Source organism: Paenibacillus sp. JT31N11 (assembly GCF_056269285.1).
The window spans coordinates 702,169-725,289 of the sequence record NZ_JBWDNQ010000001.1; the positions used below are offsets into that span (position 1 = coordinate 702,169).

Sequence of the window (23,121 nt, forward strand, 5' to 3'; positions counted from 1 at the left end):
AGAAAAAAACTTGCTGGAGTATGGATCCGGAGCTCATCAGCACCAGGAAACGACTCCAGCGAGGAAAAACCTTATTACACGTGCGATAACCGTGGATCCCGGCGCTATAAGCAGAAAAAACCTTGCTGGAGTATGGATCCGGAGCTCATCAGCACCAGGAAACGGCTGCAGCGAGGAAAAACCTTATTACACATGCGATAGCCGCGGATCACGGCGCTGTAAGCAGGACAAACCTTGCTGCAGTACAGACTCTGCGCTGATCAGCATTAAAAACGACTCCAGCCAGGAAAATGACCGGGATGTCGGGGATTATGAGCGGATCTGACAAGTAAAAAGGCGGTCCGGTTCCCGATCTTATTACGCCTGCCGTATACCATTCTTCTGAATACGACAGAAGCCATTCTGAACCGGGACTTCGCCCGCTTGCTTTTTCAATGCCGTCCTAGAAAATCAATTGATATCAATCCGGGATTTCTTTATAATAGCTACATTAACAAGCCATATATTATCCAATGTAAGCGTTTTAATTCCGAGAACTGAGAACCTGGATAGCTGGGAGAGGACCGATTAATGAATATTTTTCATTTGTACAAGTCCAAGAAATATCTTGGGCGGATCATTGTGAGCTTCTCCATTCTGGTTCTGCTGCTGCTTGCCCTGTTCTCAAGCGCGCTGTATTACAACTCCGAGAAGATCGTGCTGGACATGCAGCGGGAAGCGAACAAGAAGGTGCTCTCCCAGATCAAATTCAATGTCACATATTTGAATGATGTAATCCAGAAGCTGGTGACCTCGCTTTATTACGATAATGATGTGATTCCGCTGATGACCGCAACGGATAACTCCGATGTCTTCGAGATGCTCCGAAAACGGTCGAGAATTGATAAATTTGCCGACTACACGCCTTTTATTCACTCCATTATTATTTACAACGCCAATACGGACCAGTTCGTATGGGGCGGCGACCCTGTGCTGCAGGACCGCGATGCGCCGATTTATGCAGCGTTAAGGGAGATGTTCAAAGCCGGCAAGCCCATCCCCAAGCTGAAAATGCTCCCCATGAGTCTTGACGGCCAAGAGGGGGGAAAGGCCGATTTCTTCTCTATCTTCAATTATGATTCCATTGTCTATCAGCCGGGTCAAAGTGCTTTTATTCTGAATATCAAGCCGCAGTGGCTGTTCGATAATATCAAACTGATCAACCAGCTTGCCTGGGAGGAAAATGAAAATGTATTTATTATGAGCGATGATGGCAGCGTCATAACGCCCGACACCGACACGCCCGAATTAACCGGTGATTTCAGGCAAGCGATTATGGACCGGATTGATGCAGCGACAAGGGCAGACGATGGCAGCGGAGCCTTCAATTATTCGATTTCGGATAAGAAGAAAATCGTCAACTACTTGAATACCGGCATCAACGGCTGGACTCTCGTCAGCATCCAGCCCTATGAGACTTTGGTAAAGAAAGCGGAATCGCTCAAAAATACATCCATTGTCCTGACCTTGATTTTCATCCTGCTGTCGCTGTTGACCATTCTTGGCGTATCCCATCGGCTGTACCGGCCGCTCGGCAAGCTGGTCAGCTTTATCCGGGGAGACGCAGGGGGAGAAGCCGAGTCGGAACCGCCCGGCGGAGACGAGCTGACTTATATGTCCAGTGTGTACGAACAAACGATCCAGCGTCTGAAGGCCGCCCGCAGTGAGCAGCATACCACGCGCAGCATTGTGCGCTCCTATTATATCCGGAAGATTGTGACCGACAGCCAGGCTTTATCGAGGGAGCAGCTTCTGGAATGGATTCAACAGCATAAGCTTGCGGTGAATCCTGCGGGTCCCTACATGCTAAGCGTCATGAAATTGGATGGATCGACTGATTCGGCCAACTCCGGGGATGAGAAGGAACGGAGCCTGCTGCATTTTGCCATTGTGAATATTGCTCAGGAAATGTTGTCCCGGACCTATCTTTGCGAGGCTGTCGAGATGAAAAGCGAGCATCTTGTCGCGGTTATCAGCACAAGAGACGAAGCGGAGCTGACTGAGACGGGGGTGCGCGGGGTGATGAGTCAAATCCAGGACGCGATCGCCCGGATGTACCGGGTGAAATTCTCCGCAGCTCTCGGGGAAGTGATTGCAGACTATGCTCCCTTGCATGATCAATATCTCGGCTGCCTGCAGCTGCTCCGCTACAAGCTGGTTTATGGAGGCCATTCCATCCTTGTTCCTTCCATGATCAAGGAGAATGCGTCGCAGACGGAGGCGAGCCTTCCCCCGGAGTTTGAGAAGAAGCTGATGGAGAGCATGAAGTCGCTGCAGCCGGAAGCGTTCCGAAAGACGCTGGACAGGATTTTCGAGTATATCTCCACATTGAACTATGATTATATGGTTTATATGGCCCTGCATGTTTTCATTCTGATGAAGAATGGGATCAAGGAGATGAATGATAACCGGATTGTCCCTGTGACTATCCAGATTTCCGATATTGACCGCAAAATCATGGACAGTGATTCGCTTGAGGGCATGAAGAATATTCTTCTGGATGTTTACCGGGAAATCAATGAGAACAAGAAGAATCCGGAGCAGGAGCGCAATGAGATATTGGTAGAAACGGTGAAGGATGTCATTGAGCAAAATTATTCCGACATCAGTCTCAGCCTGCAGAAAATCGGGGACGTGATGAAGCTCTCGCCCGATTATATCGGCAAGCTGTTCAAGAAGCAGCTCGGTATCGCGGTCTCCGAGTATATCAATGAGGTCAGGCTCCGGCAGGCCGTCCTCTATCTGGAAGAGGACAACTACACCATCAACGAGCTGATCGATAAGATCGGCTTCGGCACGCGCAGCAATTTCTTTCGTCTGTTCAAGAACAAGTACGGCACCACGCCCAAGGATTACCGGATCAAGAACAGCCTGAGCGTGGACAAGTAACGAACCGCCAGGTTTAACATTTTAGCTGAAGACAGCTCCTCGCAAGTCGGAGAAGCTGTCTTCTTTTTGTCTAAAGGGGCTGATCAGGGCTGTTTTGGACTTTTTGCGGCATTTTGGATTGGAATTTGGGAATAATATCGGGATTTTGGACTTCTTATGACGTCCGTAATCAGCGAAGATACAGGTAGAGCAAAGCGCAGCACAAGTTAAAGAGGAGTGAGCAAAAGAATGGCGGATAAAGAAACAGCTTTGGTTCAGACAGCTGCGGCGGGAAAGCTTGCCAAGAGAGAGAAGAAGGGATCAGGGTTCAAACAGAACATAGAATTGTTCGGTTTGTCGCTGCCGGGCATCGTCTATTTATTCATCTTTTCTTACCTGCCGATGTTCGGCATCATCGTCGCATTTAAGAATTACCGGTATGACAAGGGGATCTTGGGGAGCGAGTGGGTAGGGCTCAAAAATTTTGAATTTCTGTTCGCTTCGGAGAACGCATGGAGAATCACGAGAAACACGGTGATGTACTCCTTATCCTATATTATTATCGGGACGATAGCCGCATTGATCCTGGCCATTCTGCTCAGCCAGGTAAAAAAACGGTGGGTTAAGGTCCATCAGACGGTATTGTTCCTCCCTTATTTTGTATCCTGGGTTGTCGTCGGCTACATTACGCTGGCTTTTCTGGACCATGCATCGGGATTCCTCAATCAAACCCTGTTATCCCTGGGGATGACGGCGCACAAATGGTATTTTGAATCCGGCCCCTGGCCGTATATTCTCATTCTGGTGCACGAGTGGAAGGCGATCGGCTTTGGAACCCTCATTTATTTTGCCGGGATAATGGGGATCAGCGGGGAGTATTATGAAGCGGCCCGTATAGACGGCGCCACCAGGCTGCAGATGGCCATGAAAATCACCCTGCCGCTGCTGACTCCGCTTATATCCATCATGCTGATCCTGTCCATTGGCGGCATATTCCGGGGAGACTTTGGCCTGCATTATTTTGTGCCGAACAATTCGCCGTTTACGTTCGCTTCGACGGATATTATCGACACCTATGTGTTCCGCGCCTTGAGGGAGCTGGGGGATATCGGAATGTCCTCGGCTACCGGGCTTTACCAATCGGTCGTAGGATTCTTCCTGGTGATTACAGCGAACTATATCGTGAAAAAAATAAATGACGACAACGCGTTGTTTTAGGAGGGGGAAGAGACATGCAGCAGGCCAATAAATCCGCACCCTTCATCAATCTGTTTTTTATCATTTTAAGCCTATTGATGATTATCCCGTTCATTCTGGTTATATCAGTTTCCTTGTCGAGCGAAGCATTTCTGACCAAATCAGGTTATCACTTCATTCCGGATTCCTTCACCTTATCGGCTTACCGCTATATTTTCAAAGTGCCGGATATCATCATCAGAGCCTACGGCATTACGGCGCTGGTCACCTTGATTGGCACGGCTGCGGGGCTGCTGATCACATCGATGATTGCTTATTCAATCTCCCGGCCGGATTACAAATACAAGAACGCCACGAGCTTTTATGTGTTTTTTACGATGCTGTTCAGCGGGGGACTTGTACCGTTCTATATTCTGATGACGCAGTATCTGCATACGAAGGATACGCTGTGGGCGCTGGTGCTGCCGGGGCTGCTGAATGCCTGGAATGTAATGGTGCTGAAAGGGTTCCTGTCCAAAATCCCGATGGAAATCATTGAGTCGGCGAAGATGGACGGGGCGCGGGAATGGCGTATTTTCTTCACCATCATCATGCCGCTGTCCACTCCGGCGCTGGCGACCATGGGCCTCCTGATTGCGTTCAACTACTGGAATGAATGGTTTCAGGCGCTGTTATTCATTGATAATCCCGATCTGGTTCCTCTGCAGCTGCTGCTGGTGCGGATGCTCAACAGTATGGAGGTCATTACGCAAAATCTGGACAAATTCGGCATCGGCCTGGATATGAACCAGTTTCCTACAATGTCGGCGCGGATGGCAATGGTGGTAATGGCTGCCGGTCCGATGATGCTGGTCTTTCCGTTCTTTCAGCGTTATTTTGTCCAGGGGCTTACGGTAGGCTCACTGAAAGGCTAGCTGCCTGCCTTACTGAATACGCCGTTTCAGGATAATACATGAAGAGATCGCGCCAGAGGGAGGGAGAATAAGGAAGACAGGGCATGATCTCCATATTATTATATTTATAGATGATTTAGCGATTATGAGCGATTAATGGGAGGTTTACACATGAGACAGAACAACACGTATAAGCTGGGGCTGCTGGTATTGGCCTTGATGATGATCCTGGCTGGCTGCAGCAGCACGAAGAACGGCAATAACCGGAATGAACCCGCTGCCGCAAATAATCCAGCCAATGGACAAGACGCCGCTGCACCTGCCGGGAGCGACGCACCCGACGCACCCGAGGAGCTTCCTCAAGTAGAGCTGAGCTGGTATTACGGAACAAGCCAGCAGCAGCCGGATCAGCAGGCAGTCGAGGATGCGGTTAACCAGTATTTGAAGGATAATACGGACTTGAATGCAACCGTGAAGCTGAAGCCGGTTGACTTCGGCAGCTATGACCAGAAGCTTAATGTTTCGATTTCATCCGGCGAGCCGATCGATATCGTCTGGACAACAGCCTCCTGGCTGCTGAAGTACAACGAGAATGTCAAGAAAGGCGCTTTTCTGGCCCTTGACGATCTGCTCCCCAAATACGCGCCAAAAACATTCAACGATATGATGCCTGCCCGGTTCTGGGAAGATGTGAAAGCGGATACGGACGGCAAAATTTATGCGGTTCCAAGCTATCAGGTCGCAGCCACGGCGTTCGGCTTCGTCTTCCAGAAGCGGTTTACAGACAAATACAATTTTGATACAACGCAGGTGAAGTCGCTGGAGGATCTGGAGCCTTTCCTCGAGACGCTGAAGAAAAATGAGCCGGATGTCATCCCGTTTGCGTTCCAGGCCGGGAATAACGGTCCGCAGGATGCCGCTCTGAAGGATTACAGCGGAGGCATCACCTACAATCCCGATGATCCGTACAAAAATATCGACAAGTTGGCCACGCCGCAGTACAAATCCTATTTGGAACTGATGCACAGCTGGTATGAGAAAGGGTATATCTATCAGGATCTGGCTACGGTGAAGGACTGGAACCAGCTGCTCGCCAAGGGCAATGTGGCCGTCATTACAGATGTTACCTTCAAGCCGGGCGGAGATGTGGCCTATCCGTCCAAGAACGGCGGCAATGAAGTGGTGATGCAGCGCATTACCGAGCCGCAGTTCACAGGGGTAACGGCCACGATGAACGCAATCAGCAATACATCGAAAAATCCGGAAAGAGCCTTGATGCTCCTGGAGCTGGTCAACAACGACAAGGAATTGTATAAGCTGCTCTCCTACGGCATTAAAGGCAAGCATTACGAAGAGGTCGACGGTGTATATAAACCGCTTGAAAACTCGGGTTATGCTCCCAATATCGACTGGGTATTCGGCAATCAATTCAACGGTCTCGTGCGCGAGAATCAGCCGGCCGATGTGTTCGAGCAGACGAAGAAGCTGAATGAGGAAGCCGCGGTTCCACCGCTCAGCGGATTTCATTTTAATGATTCCGACCTGAAAACGGAATCAGCAGCCGTAAGCGCGGTCAATGCGGAGTATAAGGTTCCGCTTGAGACGGGAACGGTCGATCCGGCAGAAATGCTGCCCAAATATCTCGAAGCGTTGAAGAAAGCCGGCTACGACAAAATCCAGGCTGCCATTAATCAGCAGCTGGCTGATTGGGTTGCCAAGAACGGCAAGTAATAATATCTTCGGGGTTCATTGGACGAACATTCGCCAAGCTGCAACGGGAGAAGTTCGTCCCCAACAACGAAATCCGGTCGAACTGACCTTAAATGTGGACGGAACCGAAGTATTCAATCTGACGGATTCCAGCAATCCGATTCTGGACGAAGGCTACTTCCACCTTTATGCGTCTAGCCCGAGCTCACCACTCACGCTGGGTGCGGTTACACCTTAAATAATTCGCACAGGAACAGCATATATATGGATGAGTGAATTCATCCGGTTCAGCTATTGGGTCCGGGAGCTGCCTCTTGCTTTGATTCGGGGGCGGCTTCCGGATAATTTGGAGTCATAGGGAGAGGTAAACAACATGGACAATCAAATCAAAGTTGCCATTATCGGGGCGGGTGGTATCGCGACTGTCGCGCATGCGCCGGCATGGACGGCGAACCGGGAAGCGGTCATATCGGCCGTATGCGATATCAACCGCGAGAAGGCGGAGCGGTTCGCGGAGAAATACGGGATAGCGGAGATTTATACCGATTACCGGGAACTGCTGGAGAAGGCGGACATCGACGTCGTTGATATTTGCACGCCCAATCTGTATCATTCCGAGATTGCGGTTGCAGCGCTTAATGCCGGAAAGCATGTCTTCTGTGAGAAACCGGATGCGATCAGCCCGCAAGAAGCTCAGAAAATGGCGGATGCGGCAGCGCGAAGCGGGCGCACACTTATGACCATGCGCAACAACCGTTTCAGCGCAGCGACCCAATTTATGAAGAAGTACATAGAAGAAGGGAATATGGGCGAAATCTATACAGGCCGCTGCGGCTGGCTGCGCCGGCGCGGTATTCCCGGCAAAGGCGGATGGTTCACAACCAAGGAGCTGTCGGGCGGCGGATCGCTGATCGATCTTGGTGTGCATTTTATCGATGTTGCGGTCTGGCTGATGGGCAATCCCAAGCCGACCGCGGTATCGGGAGCCGTCTATACGAAATTTACAGACAATACCCTCAGCGACTCGGTTCACAGCCAATTCGGCGAGAAGCGGGATGATGGGACCTTCGATGTGGAGGATTTGGCAACCGGATTTATCCGCTTCGATAACGGGGCCACCCTGCAGATCGAGTTCAGCTGGGCCTCCAATGTGGAGGAGGAATGCAATTTCTATGAGCTGAGGGGAACGAAATCAGGGGCTGCCTTCAAGAACGGCAAGCTGAAGCTGTTTACGGAAATTGCAGGTACCGTATCCGACGTAAGCCCCAGTCTGCCCGGCAAAGGGATGAATGATCATGCCAGCCATCTGTTCCACTTTGTCGATGTGCTGAAAGGCCGCGCGGAGCCTATTATTCTGCCGGAGCATGGCGTGGACATGATCAAGATTCTGTCGGCAATCTATGAGTCGGCTAAGCACAACAAAGAAATTCAATTATAGAGGCCGGTTTAATAATCCGGCGATCATGCCGGTTATAAGCAAGATATCCGCCTGTCACTTGTGTGGAATAGCTGTTGTACCACCCAGCTATTCCATACATCAGAATTTGATATAAGTAGTCCACAATAAAGCTGGTCAAACCGGATCATCGTACCGGGGGGGCCGGCTTTTTTGGCCGGCTGAAGATACTAATAATTATTTTATTTTCTCCGCTGATATCATGAAACATTATGTATCATTTTTGCGTAAAAAGGATGATCGAAATTTCACTGCATGCTTCGGGGTGGAAGCGTATAATATTTTATTCTTTGGGAGGGTTTGAAAGTGAGAAGATTACGAATGATTGTCCTGGCAGCACTGATTCTTCTGGCATGCCTGCCTCCATTGCAAGCGGGAGCGGCAGAGCTCAATACAGAGCAGAAATTCCAGTTTATGCGCGATAAGGGGATTTTCACAGGCTTTGCCGACGGGACGTCCCGTCTGGGAGACCCGATGTCCCGCGAACAGTTCGCTGCGGTTTTATTCCGTTTATGGGAGCTCAGAGAGGAACCGGCATCACCGGTCTACAGCGATGTGCTGAAAACCAGATGGTCCTTTGGCGAAATTCAGGCCGTCACCAAATCCGGCTTGATGAGAGGGATGGGAAACGGCAAATTCGCGCCCTTGACCAATGTGACCGTGGAGCAGCTGGCAGCTGTGCTTGTGCGGGCTTATGGGAATTCCAGCGCAGGCTCCACCGCCGTTTATGGTAAGGTATCTGCCTGGGCAAAGGCTGATGTCGGCACTGCTTTGTACAAAAACTGGATTCCCGAGCAATCGGATTATACAGTAGTAGCGCGGCGCTCAATGCTCGTTAACGCGTCTTATGCGGTTTATCTGGAGATGAATCCGGGTCAAAATCCGGAGCGCGAGGTTCTTCAGGTGGAATCGGTGGTTCCGGCATCCAGCACCACGGTTCAGGTCAAACTGAAGGTTCCGGTCAGCAGCGTGTCGAAAGGGCAGTTCAGCATCGTGAACGCCAGTGGAAATACATTGATGATTCAAAGCGCCGCATTGAACAGCACCGGCAATGTCATCACGCTTACAACGAATAAACATATCGCGGGCACCGTGTACCGGCTGTCGGTTGAAGGAAGGAGATGGTCGTTCACAGCACTGAGCGGCGATCTCACCAAACCGAAGATAACTTCATCCAAAATCAATGCCGATGCCTCGATCGACGTGGTTTTCAGCGAGCCGGTTGATGCCGTTTCAGCTACGAACACCGCGAATTACCAATTCAACAATGGCTTGGTCATCCGAAGCATCAGCCTTTCTTCCGACAAGAAGAAGGTAACAATTCTGACCGTGAAGCAGGCATCGGGAACGCTATACACGCTTTCGGTCAACAATGTCAAAGATCTGGCCGGCAACGTGATGGACGCTGCCAGCGGGCTGCATTTTGGCGCTGTTGTGGACAATTCACCGCCGGTCATCACCAAAATTGCCGCAGGCACGAATAAGGTCGTGCTGACATTTAACGAGAAGCTAGATCCTTTATATGCCGGCAATCCCGTCTTTTATAACTTTGACGGCGGCCTTGGCCTGCCGATACAGGCTGTATACAAGGCAGCGGATTTGACGGTAACCCTGACCACAGGCGGCCAAATTTCGGGCCAGAGCTATAAACTGACCGTGAACGCGATCAGGGATTTATCCGGCAATGTCATTGCCGAGAATACACAGCGTTCCTTCTACGGCAACGGCAGCAACCCGGCAGCGACGCTGCTCGTGAATAATATTCTGCCAGTCAACGAAAATACGGTCGATGTCTATTTCAGTCAGCCCCTGACAGGCGTTAACCTGTCCGGACTCAAGCTGACTGTCCTGACCCGGGACGGAGCGAACATCTCCACTTCCGGCTGGAGATATTATCTGCAGCGCAAACCGGGAGCCGATCATGTCATTACGTTCCAGATTCGCACTTCGGATGACGGCAATCCTTCATTATTCCGGCCAGGCCATGTCTATACAGCAGCTGTCAGCGGCATTACGGGGCTGAATACATCCAATAACGCCAACAAGAAATTATTTGCCGGGACCGAAGTGCTCAATCCCCAGCCGTACGCGGCAACCGCGGTCGCAGTCAACAACAGGACGGTAACGGTATATTTCAGCGAGCCGGTGAAAAATGTAAGTGCATCCCTTATCCGCATCAGCGACTCTGACGGCAACCCGATTGCGATAGCCTCCGATCAATTGCAGGATAAGTCGAAGGTCGTGACGCAGGTTACCTTGAATCTGGCCAAGGCCCTTGAGGGCAGTAAAACGTACCGGATGGGCTTTGTCAGCGGCATCACGGATGCGGCAGGTTGGAACGGCCTCAAGACGAAAGAAGGAACCGGGACCTATCACGTCATATTTGGCGGCACGGATACGACGGGATAAGAGTTGAGCTTCTTCTTCACTTTATTTGGCGGTTCCTGCATGTTTCCCGACTGATCCAATGCCAAGGTTGACCGCTGTTGTCGTTTTGCCCACGCCTCCTTTCTGATTTACGAGGGCGATCATCTTAGATATGTTTTAAACCTTTAATGCAAAAAAGCCGGTTACGCTGAATATCAGGCAACCGGCTTTCTTGAAGGAATAGCTATATATAAAAGCTTGGCACGGGCATTACAATCGTGAATTTATTGAATGCTCTTAAGGCTCCAGGCGGTCTTTCTTTTGATGTTCAATCATCCAGCCTGGATATTCCGGCGGCAGTGCGCTCACTTCGTCAAGACAATGAACTTCTTCATCCGTCAACTCCAATTTTGCTGCTGCCAGATTTTCTTCCAACTGATCAAGTCGCTTCGCTCCAATAAGAACGGAGGTTACGACTGGTCTAGTTAGCAACCAAGCGAGGGCGACACTGGCAATACTTGTTCCATGCGCTTTCGCAATCGGCTTTAACGTATCAATGATATTCCAGGCACGTTCCTTGTCCACAATCGGGAAATCAGCTACTGAGCGGCGCGAATCCTCTGCGATCTGATTGTGCCGATCATATCTTCCTGACAGCAGGCCACCGGCAAGTGGACCCCACACCAAGAGTCCCATCTTCTTCGCTTTCATCATAGGTTCCAATTCCCGCTCCAAGTCTCGGCTGGCAAGCGAATAATATCCCTGCATCGTTTCAAAGCGGGCTAGATTTTTACGCTCCGAAATGCCAAGCGCATCGGCAATCTTCCAAGCTTGCCAGTTTGAGACTCCAATATATCGCACTTTTCCTTGTGATACCAGATCATCTAGAGCACCTAAGGTTTCTTCAATCGGTGTCAAGAAATCATCGGTATGGATCTGATACAAATCGATGTAATCGGTTTGTAGCCTCTTCAGACTCGCTTCAACTGCATTCGTAATGTGTCCTCTTGAAGCTCCAATATCGTTACGTCCCAAGCCAACTCGTCCAGCTACTTTAGTAGCAATCACAACATTTTTTCGCGCAATACCAAGATTGCGGATAGATTGCCCAAGCGTAATTTCACTCTCACCATCAGCATAAATATCAGCCGTATCAAAGAAATTGATTCCAATATCCACACTTTTCTGAATCATCTTGTCAGCTTCTTCTTGACTTATAGAACCGAGAACCTTAAAGTTATCCTTTCCACCGGTGAACGTCATTGTCCCTAACGCAAGCTGCGAAACCAAAAGCCCTGTATTCCCAAGTTGTTTATACTTCATTAGGTATAACCTCCTTAGATATTTAACATTCTATACCTTGACGATAATGATCACTTAGTAAAAGCCGTACATGCGTTTTGTACCGGTACATTCGCAATTATGTTCTTTTTTCTCTTTGCTTGATAGTTAAATCATACAGAATGTATGCCTAATCATCCAAAGCAAATTGTTTTTTCAGCTGTAAAGTGTTCTAATATTAGCTAAGAATACATTCTCAAGACAAAGGAATAATTGCATGGACATGAATCAGGCGAACATCCAGGTCATGGAACGGCTTTTGAACCTGAGTTTACAAATACGTACAAATAAGCTTCAGACTGCCATCCCTTTTCTCCGTTTATTGAAGAAAAACAGTGCAACGGTCCTGGCAAAGGGCCCGCTGAAGCCTTCTCTATGCATTATTTTGCAGGGGAAGACGCACTTACAGTTTGGAGAAGACGTAATTGAATACAAGCCAGGGAATTATCTCGCCACAAGCGTTAGTATGCCGGTTATGGGGCAGGTACTGGAGGCTACCGCAGATGCGCCATTTTTAGCACTGCAGATTGAATTACAATCAGGTGAGGTGGCCGCTGTCGCAACCGAGGCCGCCCTGAAACTCAAGCCGAAGGATGAACACTACCCGGGCATTTTTGTTGGAAGACCAAGACATGAGGTATTGGAGGGCTTCGAGAAACTGCTCCGGCTCGCGCAAAACCCCACGGCCGCCAGATACCTCGCTCCAGCTGTAAAACGGGAAATCATCTACTGGCTGCTGGATCACGAAGATGGCACACGCTTTTACCACAACATGTTATGGCATCAAGAGGCTTCTGGTATCAACAGAGTGATTGACTGGATAACCCGTAATTTTGATCACGGCTTTAACCTTGAAAAACTGGCTGAACTGGGGAATATGAGTGTGTCCAGCCTACATTACAAATTCAAAGAAGTGACGGGTATGACTCCTTTGCAATACCAGAAACAACTTCGTCTTCAGGAGGCTCGCAGGCTTTTGCTTGGCGGCGCAAATGTAACAGAAACGGCGCTTAGCACGGGCTACCATAGCTCGACTCAGTTTAGCCGTGAGTACAAGAGGCTGTTTGGACTCTCGCCCGTGCAGTATATCCGTTCCCGCAGTGAGGGCGAGCAATTGGCAGAACAGTGAGAGAAACAGCTTGTAGTACAGCTTACCAAACTCGCATCCATGCAGCTTTGCAGAAGCTGAGTGCCGCAGCTCCAACTGCGGTATCTGATGCAATTTTGAAGAGGCCACTGCTCATTGTCTTTAATCGGTGTCCAAATGGCTGTGGCGAGGATTGACCGCTTCCATGACGGTCAGGGAGGAACCGCTTTTATTTTTATAAAAAGCATTGACATCTCATCGACTAGCTATTATTATCAACTTATAAATTTTTTTTCATTGTAATTTGGGAACGTTCCCAAAAAGAAAGCCGCAGCATTCATTTCACAGACCGGGCGTTTGATGAAGCTGGGACTTTTTATTTCATCGAATTTGGGAACGTTCCCAAAATCTCGAAAATAGAAGTAAATATTCATCTCTTGCTTGTATATTTTCGAGAGCAGGAAGGTTGCCGGCAGCGCAAAAGTATAATACCGCGCCTTTAGATTTCAATCGTTTTTTAAAGAAAGGAACGAACCTGGCCGCCACAGGCTGCGCGTCCGCATTTATCCATAAAAGAGGGATTAATGCGTGGCATTGGACCATTTTCATGATAAAATGGGAACGTTCCCAAAAAAGCGCATTCAATTTGGGAAACATCTCGCCGGAAAGCAGGTAAGACCAATGGGATCTACAATTCATGATGTCGCCAGGCTGGCCAATACTTCGAAAAGCACGGTATCCCGCTATCTGAATGGGCAAAAGGTAAAAAAAGCGACACAGGACGCATTGGAGAAAGCGATAGAGGAGCTGAACTTCCACCGCAATGCCAATGCCCGCAAATTAGTAATGAACAAGACCAATACGATCGGTGTCGTTGTAGACAATATCTCGAATATTTTCTACTCCGGAATCATTAGCGGCATTGAGCGGGTCGCCAAGAAAAAAGGCTACAACTGTATATTTTACAGCTGGACGTCAAATTATGAGAATGAGATATCTTTCCTTAATTTGCTGTACGAAGGTCAGGTGGACGGTATTATACTGGTCAGCTTCCTGAAACGGGATGCCAAGGACTTGATCAAGATCAGGGATACGGAATACCCCATTGCTCTGATCGGCGATCATGGCGAGCTGGAGGGACTGTTCTCGGTGGATGTGGATAATGCGGCTGGCACCTCGGATATTGTGGCTTATCTGCATCAGAAGGGGCATAGAAGCATCGCCTACATTGCCGGTCCGGAGAACGCCGGCGCCAACAAATACCGGTTGAAGGGCTATAAGCAGGCAATGGAAGCCTTGAAGCTGGATTATCATCCGGAATGGGTGGTGGAGTCGAACTGGAGCAATCAGGGCGGATACCAGGCTATGAAAAAGCTGCTTCAGCAGCAGGGCTTCACCGCTGTTATTGCCTCCAATGACGAAACTGCAATCGGAGCGCTCAGGGCCATCCAGGAGCACGGCTTGAACGTACCCGGCCAGATGTCGATTGTCGGCTTCGACGATATTACGATATCAGAATGGGTATACCCGTCCCTGACAACGGTGCGCCAGCCCTTCGAAGCGATCGGCATTCATGCGGCTGAAGGATTATTCGGCAAAATCGATGGGTATGAAGAGATGAACCAGAGCAGTCATTTATTAAAGCCGCAGCTGGTCATCCGTGATTCCTGCGACAACTTGAACCATCATTCACAATAGGGGGTGGAGGCCTATGAACAATAAAATCAATAAATCCATGTACGGCTACTTGTTTATTTCGCCATTCTTTATCGGTTTTGCGGTTATCGGCCTTGTGCCGATTCTGTACACCTTGTACCTGAGCTTTACCAAATGGGACGGATTCTCCGATCCCATTTACGTCGGGGTGGCGAATTACACGAGGCTGCTGCATGACAGCTTTTTCTACCAAACGATAGGCAACACGCTGATTATATGGATATTATCCATTGTTCCGCAGTTGATTCTGGCCTTGATTCTGGCCCTGGTCCTGAATGAGAAATTCATCAGAGGGAAGCATTTCTTCCGGGCTGTGTATTATTTTCCGCATATTGTGACACCGGTTACATTGGGTGTCATGTTCAGCCTGATGTTCGACTGGCAGACCGGAAGCATCAATAAGCTGCTGCTCCAGATTGGCTTGATCGACGATCCCGTCAACTGGTTCAACAGCCCCTGGTGGTCGCGGATTATCGTGGCGGGCGTCATTTGCTGGCAGTATTTTGGTTTTAATATGATCGTCTTCATCGCCGGACTGCAGGCTATCCCCGACGAAGTGTACGAGGCGGCTGCCATGGACGGCGCGACCAAACGCCAGACTGCGATGAAAATCACGCTGCCGATGCTGCGGCCCGTGTTTCTCTTCACGATGATTACCTCGGTCATCGGCGGACTGCAGCTGTTCGATGCGCCGTTGATGCTGGGAGACGGTCCCGGCAATGCGACGAGAACGATGATTATGTATTTGTATGAAACGGCTTTCAAAACCTTCGATTACAGCTATGGTTCGGCAATTGCCTTCGGGATCTTTGCCGTCGTCATGTTCTTTACCGCAATCACTACATTCGCTGCAAGGCTAAGGGAATAAGGGGGAATCAACATGGTTGCAAAAACAAAAATTTCCAGCTGGTTTCTCTACATTCTGCTGGTCGTTGTGGCGCTGGTCTGCCTGGTCCCGTTCTACAGCATGATCATTACATCCACGCATTCCAATTCGGAAATAGCAAGGGAGCTGCTGCTTCTGCCGGGCGATCAGCTTGCGGATAACTACAACCGGCTCGTAGCTTCCGTCAATATTTGGCGGGGATTCGCCAATACCGTCTTTATTACCGTCACTTCAACGATTATTAATGTGTATTTCGCGGCATTGGCCGGCTACGGCTTCTCCAAATATAATTTCCGCTTCAAAAATGCGCTGTTTCTGTTCGTTCTGGGCACGATGATGATACCGGGCCAGCTTGGCATTATCGGCTTCTACAAGCTGATGGATACGCTTCATATGCTCAATACGTACTGGCCGCTGCTGCTGCAGTCCCTCTACAATGCCTTCGGAATCTTCCTGATGCGCCAATTTGCGGACAATTCGGTGCCAACTGAAATTATTGAATCCGCCAGGGTAGATGGATACGGAGAACTGCAGATTTTTCACCGGATTATTCTGAGTTTGATGGGTCCGGCGCTGGCAACGCTGGCGATATTCTCTTTTATCGGCAAATGGAATGATTTTCTCACGCCGATGATTGTTCTCTTCGACGGTGATCTTCAGACGCTGCCGGTCATGATTGCCAGTGTGAAATCGCAGTTTTCATCCGATTTCGGCGCCCAATATGTCGGTATTGTCATTTCTGTCGTACCGCTGCTGATATTCTTCTCCATCATGTCCAAGAAGATTATAAGCGGCGTCGCAGCAGGAGCGGTGAAGGGCTGACCATAAGCGGGCAGCCGATTCCATTGAAAGAGGTGGTGCCAAGGTTTGGCAAGAGCTCGGATTGGCAAGAGTGTAAGCGCTTCGTACATGTACATGGGTCTGGACAGCAAGTTCAATAACTCTTAAAGGGGAGATCGTTTTGAACACGAAAAAATGGTTGTCATTGCTGTTTGCAGTTGTATTGGTGACGGGATTGCTGGCGGGCTGCGGCAAGAGCAATAATGCGAGCAACGGGAACGCGCCTGCGGCCAATGATCCCGGCGCAGCGGCCGGTGAAGGAACGAATGCGGGAACGACGGACGATAATGGGAACGCGCCGGCCAAGCTTGAAGGCAAGCTGGTCATATGGACGTTCTTCGATCAGGTAAAGGATATGGCGGCCAAGTTTGAGGAGAAGAATCCGGGCGTCACGATAGACGTTCAATTATTTCCCGGCGACCAGTATCAGACCAAGCTGCTCTCTGTTCTTCAGTCCGGCAAGGGCGTTCCGGATATCTTCGATCTGGAACGGGGCTATATCGGCAAGTTTATTGATTCCAAATTTCTGACCGACCTCTCTGCAATGGGTGCGGAGGATCTGCTCAAGGACTACATTCCTTATGTTCAGGCTCTGGGACGCTCCGCTGACGGCAAGGTGCGTGCGATTTCCGATCATTCCTCGCCGGGCGGCTTCTGGTATCTGCGCGACAATGCCAAGAAATATCTTGGAACGGATGATCCCGATAAAATCAGCGAAATGGTCAGCAGCTGGGACAAGATCATTGAGCTGGGCAAGAAGGTTGCCCAGGACAGCGGCGGCAAAGTCCATCTGATCGAGAGCTCCGGCGACCTGTTCGACCTTGCAGCGTACAACACCGAGCCTTGGGTCAAGGACGGCAAGCTCAATATCGACACCCGGTGGAAAGACACCTATGAAATACAAAAGCAGGTCGATGCGGGAAATGTGGATGCGAAACTTCCGTTCATGTCGGCCGGCTGGGGCAATGCCTTGAATGACGGCAGCGTCATTCTGACTTCCATGCCTGCATGGGCCAGTTTCATGATCGATAACAAAGATGACAAGGCGGTTGGCAAATTCGGCGTTGCCAAAACGCCGGAAGGCTTCTATATGGGCGGTACGTACCGCGGTATCTATGAGAAATCGGAGAATAAAGATCTTGCTTACGAATTCATCAAGTATATCGCAAGTCCGGAATGGCAGGAGTACAATCTCGGCAAAACCGGGAACATGCCAGGGAACGCAACCGTTTATGAGAAAAATCTGGATTCCTTCAAATCGGGCTTTTTCGGGGATCAAAACATTCTGAAGCCTTATTATGAAACAATCAAGCAGATGCCTGCCGTGCAGGCGGACAAATACGGCGAGGATATTTTGAGCAAATGGAGAAAGGTCGCAGGCGAAGGGGTCACGAATAAATCCAGCTATGACGATGTTGTCGCGGCATTCAAGAAAGAAGTCAAAAATACGTTCCCTGAGCTTAGCGTCGACTAGCATACCTCACGCACTCAAATAATCCGTTATACAAGGCCGGTGGTTAAGCGGACTGCGCATGCGGAAATTGTCCCTAACGCTTCTCCGGACAGTTTCCGCATGCTCCGCCGGTTAGCCACAGGTCTACAGGCTTGGAAGGAGAGACAACCATGAGCAGCATTCATGAATATATACAAAAAATCCGTATGATAGACGGTCATGAGCATCTGGCAACACCCCAAATCAGAAAAAAAGAAAACCATGATTTTTTCTCATTGATGCATTATCTGGACTCCGATTTGGTCACGGCCGGCATGGAGCGCGGCATCCTGAGCAGGCGGAGCCAGCTCGGCGATGAAGAGAAAGCGGGTATTTTCTTATCATACTGGCAGCAAACAAGCAACACGACCTATGCGCGCATGTTCCGCACGGCGATGGAGGATTTGTATGACCTGCGGGACTGGTCCGTGGACGGGATTATGCAGGCCAATGACAAGGTGAAGCAGGCGACCCACGATCCCGATTGGTATCATAAAGTTATGGTGGAACGCTCGGGAATTGACCTGGCCTTCACGCTGATCCAGACGACAGAGCTGGATTACGATCGCTTCCGCCCCATCATGTTTATGGATTTCACCTTCAAGCTGCGATCGCTGCAGGACCTTCACGATGTGGAGAAGAACGCCGGAATAAATGCGCATGATTTGCGGCAGTACCTGGAGGCCGTGGATGCTTTGCTGTATAGATATGTGCAGGAGGGAATGGTGGCAACCAAGCTGGGTCACGCGTATTGGCGGACATTGGCAAGCTCGAAGCCGACGATGTTCGAGGCGGAGCAGGTCTTCAACCGGCTGCGTGCCTCTTCGCTTGCGCAAAGCTTGTCCCAGGAGGAAACACAGCCGCTTCAGGATTATTTGATTCATTTTATTATCCAGCGTTCCATCGCTTACGGACTGCCCATTCAAATCCATACCGGGCATCATGAAACCAGTGTTTCGGGCAATGGCAATCTTATTTCGAATTCCAATGTGGAGGGATTGATCCCCCTGCTGCTTGAATACAGCGAAGCCAAATTTGTGCTGCTCCACTGCGGCTATCCATATGCGATGAGCTATTTGAGCATTGCCAAAAATTTCCCCAATGTTTATGCTGATTTTACCTGGATGTATATCATTTCACCGACGGCGGCCAAACAAATCATGCATCAGATGATTGAAATGGTGCCGCAAAACAAAATTCAGGGCTTTGGCGGCGATTATAATTATATTGAGGGTACCTATGCGCATCAGAAGCTGGCCAGAAATCTTGTTGCGGAGGTGCTGACGGAGAAAATGGAGGAAGGCGCAATGGGAGAAAAGCAGGCCATGGCCTTCGCCGACCGGATATTCCGCAATAACCTGATCGATCTGTACAAGCTGGGTGATATGAAAGCTTAAACAAGGGGGATCCATTATGTATACGGCGGGCATTGATGTGGGTACAACATCCATATGTATCCTGGTCCGGGAGAAAATTAGCGGTGATGCGCTCAAGATGGTCTCCTGCCCGAATGATGCCGCCATACAGGCAGCGCACAGCTGGGAGCAGCTGCAGGACCCGGAGCGTATTATCGCGTCCGTGGAGGAATTGATTGCGGCCTGCGCAGCCTATTGGCCGCAGGTGGAGGGTATCGGCATCTCCTGCCAGATGCATGGGATTCTGTATGTGGACGAGAGGGGGAAGCATGCAAGCCCCTTATATACATGGCAGGATGGCCGGGGGGACCAGCAGCTTGAGACCGGCCTTTCTTATGCGGGCAGGCTGAGGGAACGAACAGGCTATCCGGTCTCTACCGGTTATGGATTGGTGACGCATTTCTACAATGTGCGCAGCAAAATGGTTCCCGCGCAGGCCAGGCGCCTCTGCACCATCGGAGATTATCTGGCGATGCGGCTGTGCGGCAGCTCTGCACCGGTTATGGATGCGTCGAATGCCGCATCTCTGGGTCTCTTTGATCTCAGGAACAGAGAATTTGACAGGGATGCGGTCAACAAGACCGGCATTGATCCATCCATATTGCCGATGCTTGCGGATAACGATAATCCCCTTGTTGGGCGAACGGGGGACGGCAAGCCGGTATTTTGCGCTATTGGAGACAATCAGGCCAGCTTTATCGGAGCTGTTGCCAAGGTAGAGGATTCCCTGTTGGTTAACGTCGGTACGGGCTCGCAGGTTTCGGTGTACAGCAATACTTATGAGAATATAGCAGGCTTGGACACACGCCCTTTCCCGGGCGGGGGTTATCTGCTCGTGGGAGCATCGCTAAGCGGCGGCAAATCCTATGAGCTGCTGGAGCGCTTCTTCAGGGAGATCTGCCATGCCTTCACGGGCCTGGAGATGAGTGATTCCGCATTGTTCGAAGCCATGAACCGGCTTGCGGTCGCTTCATTGGAGGCAGACGAGGCTTTGCCTCTGGTTGGAACGCAATTTTATGGAACAAGGGATAAGCCGGATGCGGCGGGAACAATTACAGGCCTGGATGCCCTGAATATGCGGCCGGGAGCGATTATTGCCGGGTTTCTGCAGGGCATGACGGAGGAACTGCTTGCTTTTGTACGGCTGCTGCCTGCTTCCCGTCTGGAAGCGGTAAGCTGCCTGGTTGGCTCAGGCAACGGCATCCGCAGGAATCCGGCTCTGCAGCGGCTGCTTCAGGTGAAGCTGGGCCGTCCTCTGCTGTTGTCCGGGGTGGAGGAGGAAGCCGCCTGCGGAGCCGCTGTTCATGCGGCTAATGGATTGATGAGATTGAAGGCAGATCAAGCGGAGTCATAATGATTGGGAGCTGATGGGAGAATGAAAGACAAGAAACTGTATATGATCGGCAATGCGCACCTGGATCCCGTATGGCTGTGGCAGTGGCAGGAAGGGTTTCAGGAAGCCAAGGCGACCTTCCGTTCCGCGCTCGACCGGATGAAGGAATCGGAGGATTTCATCTTCACCTCAAGCTCTGCGGCCATGTATGAATGGGTCGAAAATAACGATCCGGCGATGTTCCAGGAAATTAAAGAGCGTGTGCAGGAGAAGCGCTGGAATATCGTTGGGGGTTGGTGGATTCAGCCTGACTGCAATATTCCAGGCGGCGAGTCCTTTGTCCGCCAAGGGCTGTATGGGCAGCGGTATTTTCACGAGAAGTTCGGCGTAACCGCCAAGGTAGGCTACAATGTGGACAGCTTCGGCCATAACGCCATGCTGCCGCAGATTTTGAAGAAGAGCGGCATGGACTATTATGTGATGATGCGTCCCATGCCCAATGAGAAGGGGCTTCCCAGCCGTTTATTCTGGTGGCAGTCCGACGACGGCTCCAAGGTGCTGACCTTCCGCATCATGTTTGAATACTTGTCCTGGGGCAAGGAGCTGGACAATCACGTCCGCCGTACATTGGCTGAATTCAAGGAGCCCGTTAACGACCTGATGCTGTTCTACGGTGTCGGCAATCATGGCGGCGGTCCAACGAAGGAAAACATCGCCAGCATCCGCAAGCTGAACGGGGAAGCGGACCTGCCGAAGCTGGAATTCTCCACGCCGGACCGTTATTTCCGCGACATGGAGGAGAAGGGACTGGAATTTCCTGTCGTCCATGACGATCTCCAGCATCATGCCAGCGGCTGCTATGCGGCCCATTCAGGCATCAAGCAGTGGAACCGGCAGGCCGAGAACCGGCTGATTGCCGCCGAGAAATATTCCGCTCTTGCCTCATGGATTACCGGCCAGCCGTACCCCAAGGAGTTCGACCGTGCCTGGAAAAACGTCTTGTTCAACCAGTTCCATGATATTATGGCGGGAACCAGTCTGGAGCCTGCCTACCAGGATGCCATGTATTTGTATGGGGAAGCCATGGCGATAGCCGACCGTTCGCTCAATTATGCCGTACAGTCCTTATCCTGGAACATCGGCATTGAACAGGATGAAAGCATGAAGCCGATTGTTGTGTTTAATCCTCATGCATGGTCAAGCCTCGTGAATGTTGAATTGGAAACAGGCGGGGTTACAGACACGACAGTGCTGCTGGATGACAGCGGTCAGGTTATCCCCTTCCAGACCGTGCAGTCCCAGGCATCCGCGAGGGGGCGTTACCGGCTCAGCTTCCTGGCCGATCTGCCTTCGCTCGGCTACAGGACGTACCGGCTTGTTCTGCAGTCCGAGTCGCTGAAGCCTGTGGGAGTACCCATTCAAGCAAGCGATCTGGTGCTGGAAAATGACCGGTACCGGCTTGAATTCGACCGGGATACCGGATATATCGCCAGCCTGAGGGACAAGAAGGCAGGTCATGAGGTATTTGGGGGCGAGGCTGCCAAACCTGTAGTTATTGAGGATAAGTCGGACACCTGGAGCCATGATGTCTTGCATTTCAATCAGGTCATCGGCGCCTTCAAGGCGACGAGAGTGTTCCGGGTAGAGCATGGACCGGTCAAGTCGGTCATCCGGGTTGTCAGTGAATACGGCAGCTCCAGGCTGATTCAGGATTTCTCCATGTATGCGGGACGTGACGGGATCGATGTCCATATCACCGTTGATTGGCGCGAGCAGTTCAAGATGCTGAAGCTGGTATTCCCGATGAATGTCGTGTTCAGCAAGCATACGTATGAGATTCCTTACGGTACGATCGAGCGCGAGCATAACGGGGAAGAAGAGCCGGGGCAGAGCTGGGTGGATTATACCGGACTTGTTCAGGGCACTAACCAGGTTTATGGTGTGAGCCTCATCAATGATGCCAAGTACAGCTACAGCATTCATAATAAGGAGCTGGCTTTAACCGTACTGCGCAGTCCCATCTATGCGCATCATGTTCCCTTTGTTCCCGATCCGGACGGCGAATATACGTTCATCGACCAGGGCGTTCAACGGTTCTCGTATTCGCTGCTGCCGCATGAAGGGTCCTGGGAGCAATCGGGTGTCGTCCAACGCGCAGCCGAGCTTAACTGCAAGCCGGTTGCGGTGATTGAAACCTATCATGAGGGCAAGCTGCCGCAAACGGATTCTTTTGTCACGGTCGACAGCAGCAATATTATCGTCAGCGCCATCAAGAAAGCGGAGGATAACGACGATCTCATCGTTCGCTGCTTTGAGACGGATAAACGGGCCGTAACGGCCGAGGTCAGCCTTCCCAGGTGGGGAAGAACCATCCGCGCGTCGTTCCGTCCATCAGAGATCAAGACTTTCCGTATTCCCCTTGATCCGGATGCGGCGATTGTCGAGACTGATTTGCTCGAATGGTAGAATGGGGGAGTCCGT

At 50.6% G+C, this 23,121-nt stretch carries 15 protein-coding genes and 1 pseudogene; 14 read left to right on the plus strand and 2 right to left on the minus strand.

The genetic code is table 11. The features are described from left to right. Positions 1 to 570: 570 nt before the first annotated feature. The 6 genes from AC0YNV_RS03165 to AC0YNV_RS03190 all read left to right on the plus strand — a co-directional run bounded on the left by AC0YNV_RS03165 (position 571) and on the right by AC0YNV_RS03190 (position 10,572). Complete coding sequence (locus AC0YNV_RS03165; RefSeq protein WP_475765755.1) at positions 571 to 2,928, plus strand: helix-turn-helix domain-containing protein; 2,358 nt, start codon at positions 571 to 573, stop codon at positions 2,926 to 2,928. Between the two features lie 228 nt (positions 2,929 to 3,156). Next, positions 3,157 to 4,125, plus strand: a complete 969-nt coding sequence (locus AC0YNV_RS03170) for an ABC transporter permease (protein WP_475765757.1) — start codon at positions 3,157 to 3,159, stop codon at positions 4,123 to 4,125. 14 nt (positions 4,126 to 4,139) lie between these two features. Continuing rightward, the gene (locus AC0YNV_RS03175) at positions 4,140 to 5,018 is read left to right on the plus strand and encodes a carbohydrate ABC transporter permease (RefSeq protein ID WP_210039402.1); all 879 of its coding nucleotides are present in this window, start codon (positions 4,140 to 4,142) and stop codon (positions 5,016 to 5,018) included. 150 nt (positions 5,019 to 5,168) lie between these two features. Next, a complete protein-coding gene (locus AC0YNV_RS03180) occupies positions 5,169 to 6,728 on the plus strand; it encodes an ABC transporter substrate-binding protein (protein WP_475765759.1) in 1,560 nt (519 codons plus the stop codon). A gap of 352 nt (positions 6,729 to 7,080) precedes the next feature. Continuing rightward, a complete protein-coding gene (locus AC0YNV_RS03185) occupies positions 7,081 to 8,145 on the plus strand; it encodes a Gfo/Idh/MocA family protein (protein ID WP_475765761.1) in 1,065 nt (354 codons plus the stop codon). 324 nt (positions 8,146 to 8,469) lie between these two features. After that, on the plus strand, positions 8,470 to 10,572 hold the full coding sequence (locus AC0YNV_RS03190; protein ID WP_475765763.1) for an Ig-like domain-containing protein: 2,103 nt from the start codon (positions 8,470 to 8,472) through the stop codon (positions 10,570 to 10,572). A gap of 42 nt (positions 10,573 to 10,614) precedes the next feature. On the opposite strand, the pseudogene AC0YNV_RS03195 reads toward AC0YNV_RS03190, so the two are convergent. Next, positions 10,615 to 10,704: pseudogene (locus tag AC0YNV_RS03195) on the minus strand (ParA family protein); the annotation flags it as partial. A gap of 123 nt (positions 10,705 to 10,827) precedes the next feature. After that, a complete protein-coding gene (locus AC0YNV_RS03200) occupies positions 10,828 to 11,853 on the minus strand; it encodes an aldo/keto reductase (protein ID WP_475765765.1) in 1,026 nt (341 codons plus the stop codon). Positions 11,854 to 12,088: 235 nt separating this feature from the next. Between AC0YNV_RS03200 and AC0YNV_RS03205 the strand changes: the two genes are divergently transcribed. The 8 genes from AC0YNV_RS03205 (at position 12,089) to AC0YNV_RS03240 (ending at position 23,106) form a co-directional block, all read left to right on the plus strand. Beyond that, complete coding sequence (locus AC0YNV_RS03205) at positions 12,089 to 13,000, plus strand: AraC family transcriptional regulator (protein ID WP_475765767.1); 912 nt, start codon at positions 12,089 to 12,091, stop codon at positions 12,998 to 13,000. Positions 13,001 to 13,639: 639 nt separating this feature from the next. Continuing rightward, positions 13,640 to 14,656, plus strand: coding sequence for a LacI family DNA-binding transcriptional regulator (locus AC0YNV_RS03210; protein ID WP_475765769.1), 1,017 nt, complete (start codon positions 13,640 to 13,642; stop codon positions 14,654 to 14,656). Positions 14,657 to 14,669: 13 nt separating this feature from the next. Further along, positions 14,670 to 15,542: a carbohydrate ABC transporter permease gene (locus AC0YNV_RS03215; protein ID WP_210039395.1), complete on the plus strand. Its 873-nt coding sequence runs from the start codon at positions 14,670 to 14,672 to the stop codon at positions 15,540 to 15,542. Between the two features lie 12 nt (positions 15,543 to 15,554). Then, complete coding sequence (locus AC0YNV_RS03220; RefSeq protein ID WP_210039394.1) at positions 15,555 to 16,382, plus strand: carbohydrate ABC transporter permease; 828 nt, start codon at positions 15,555 to 15,557, stop codon at positions 16,380 to 16,382. Between the two features lie 139 nt (positions 16,383 to 16,521). Next, entirely contained in the window at positions 16,522 to 17,874 is a 1,353-nt protein-coding gene (locus AC0YNV_RS03225; RefSeq protein WP_475765772.1) for an ABC transporter substrate-binding protein, read from the plus strand. 149 nt (positions 17,875 to 18,023) lie between these two features. Further along, complete coding sequence (locus AC0YNV_RS03230) at positions 18,024 to 19,289, plus strand: amidohydrolase family protein (RefSeq protein WP_475765774.1); 1,266 nt, start codon at positions 18,024 to 18,026, stop codon at positions 19,287 to 19,289. 16 nt (positions 19,290 to 19,305) lie between these two features. After that, positions 19,306 to 20,661 (plus strand): sedoheptulokinase, encoded by a 1,356-nt coding sequence (locus AC0YNV_RS03235; protein ID WP_475765776.1) that lies wholly within the window; start codon positions 19,306 to 19,308, stop codon positions 20,659 to 20,661. A 21-nt stretch (positions 20,662 to 20,682) separates the two neighbouring features. Next, positions 20,683 to 23,106: an alpha-mannosidase gene (locus AC0YNV_RS03240; protein WP_475765778.1), complete on the plus strand. Its 2,424-nt coding sequence runs from the start codon at positions 20,683 to 20,685 to the stop codon at positions 23,104 to 23,106. Positions 23,107 to 23,121 lie beyond the last annotated feature (15 nt).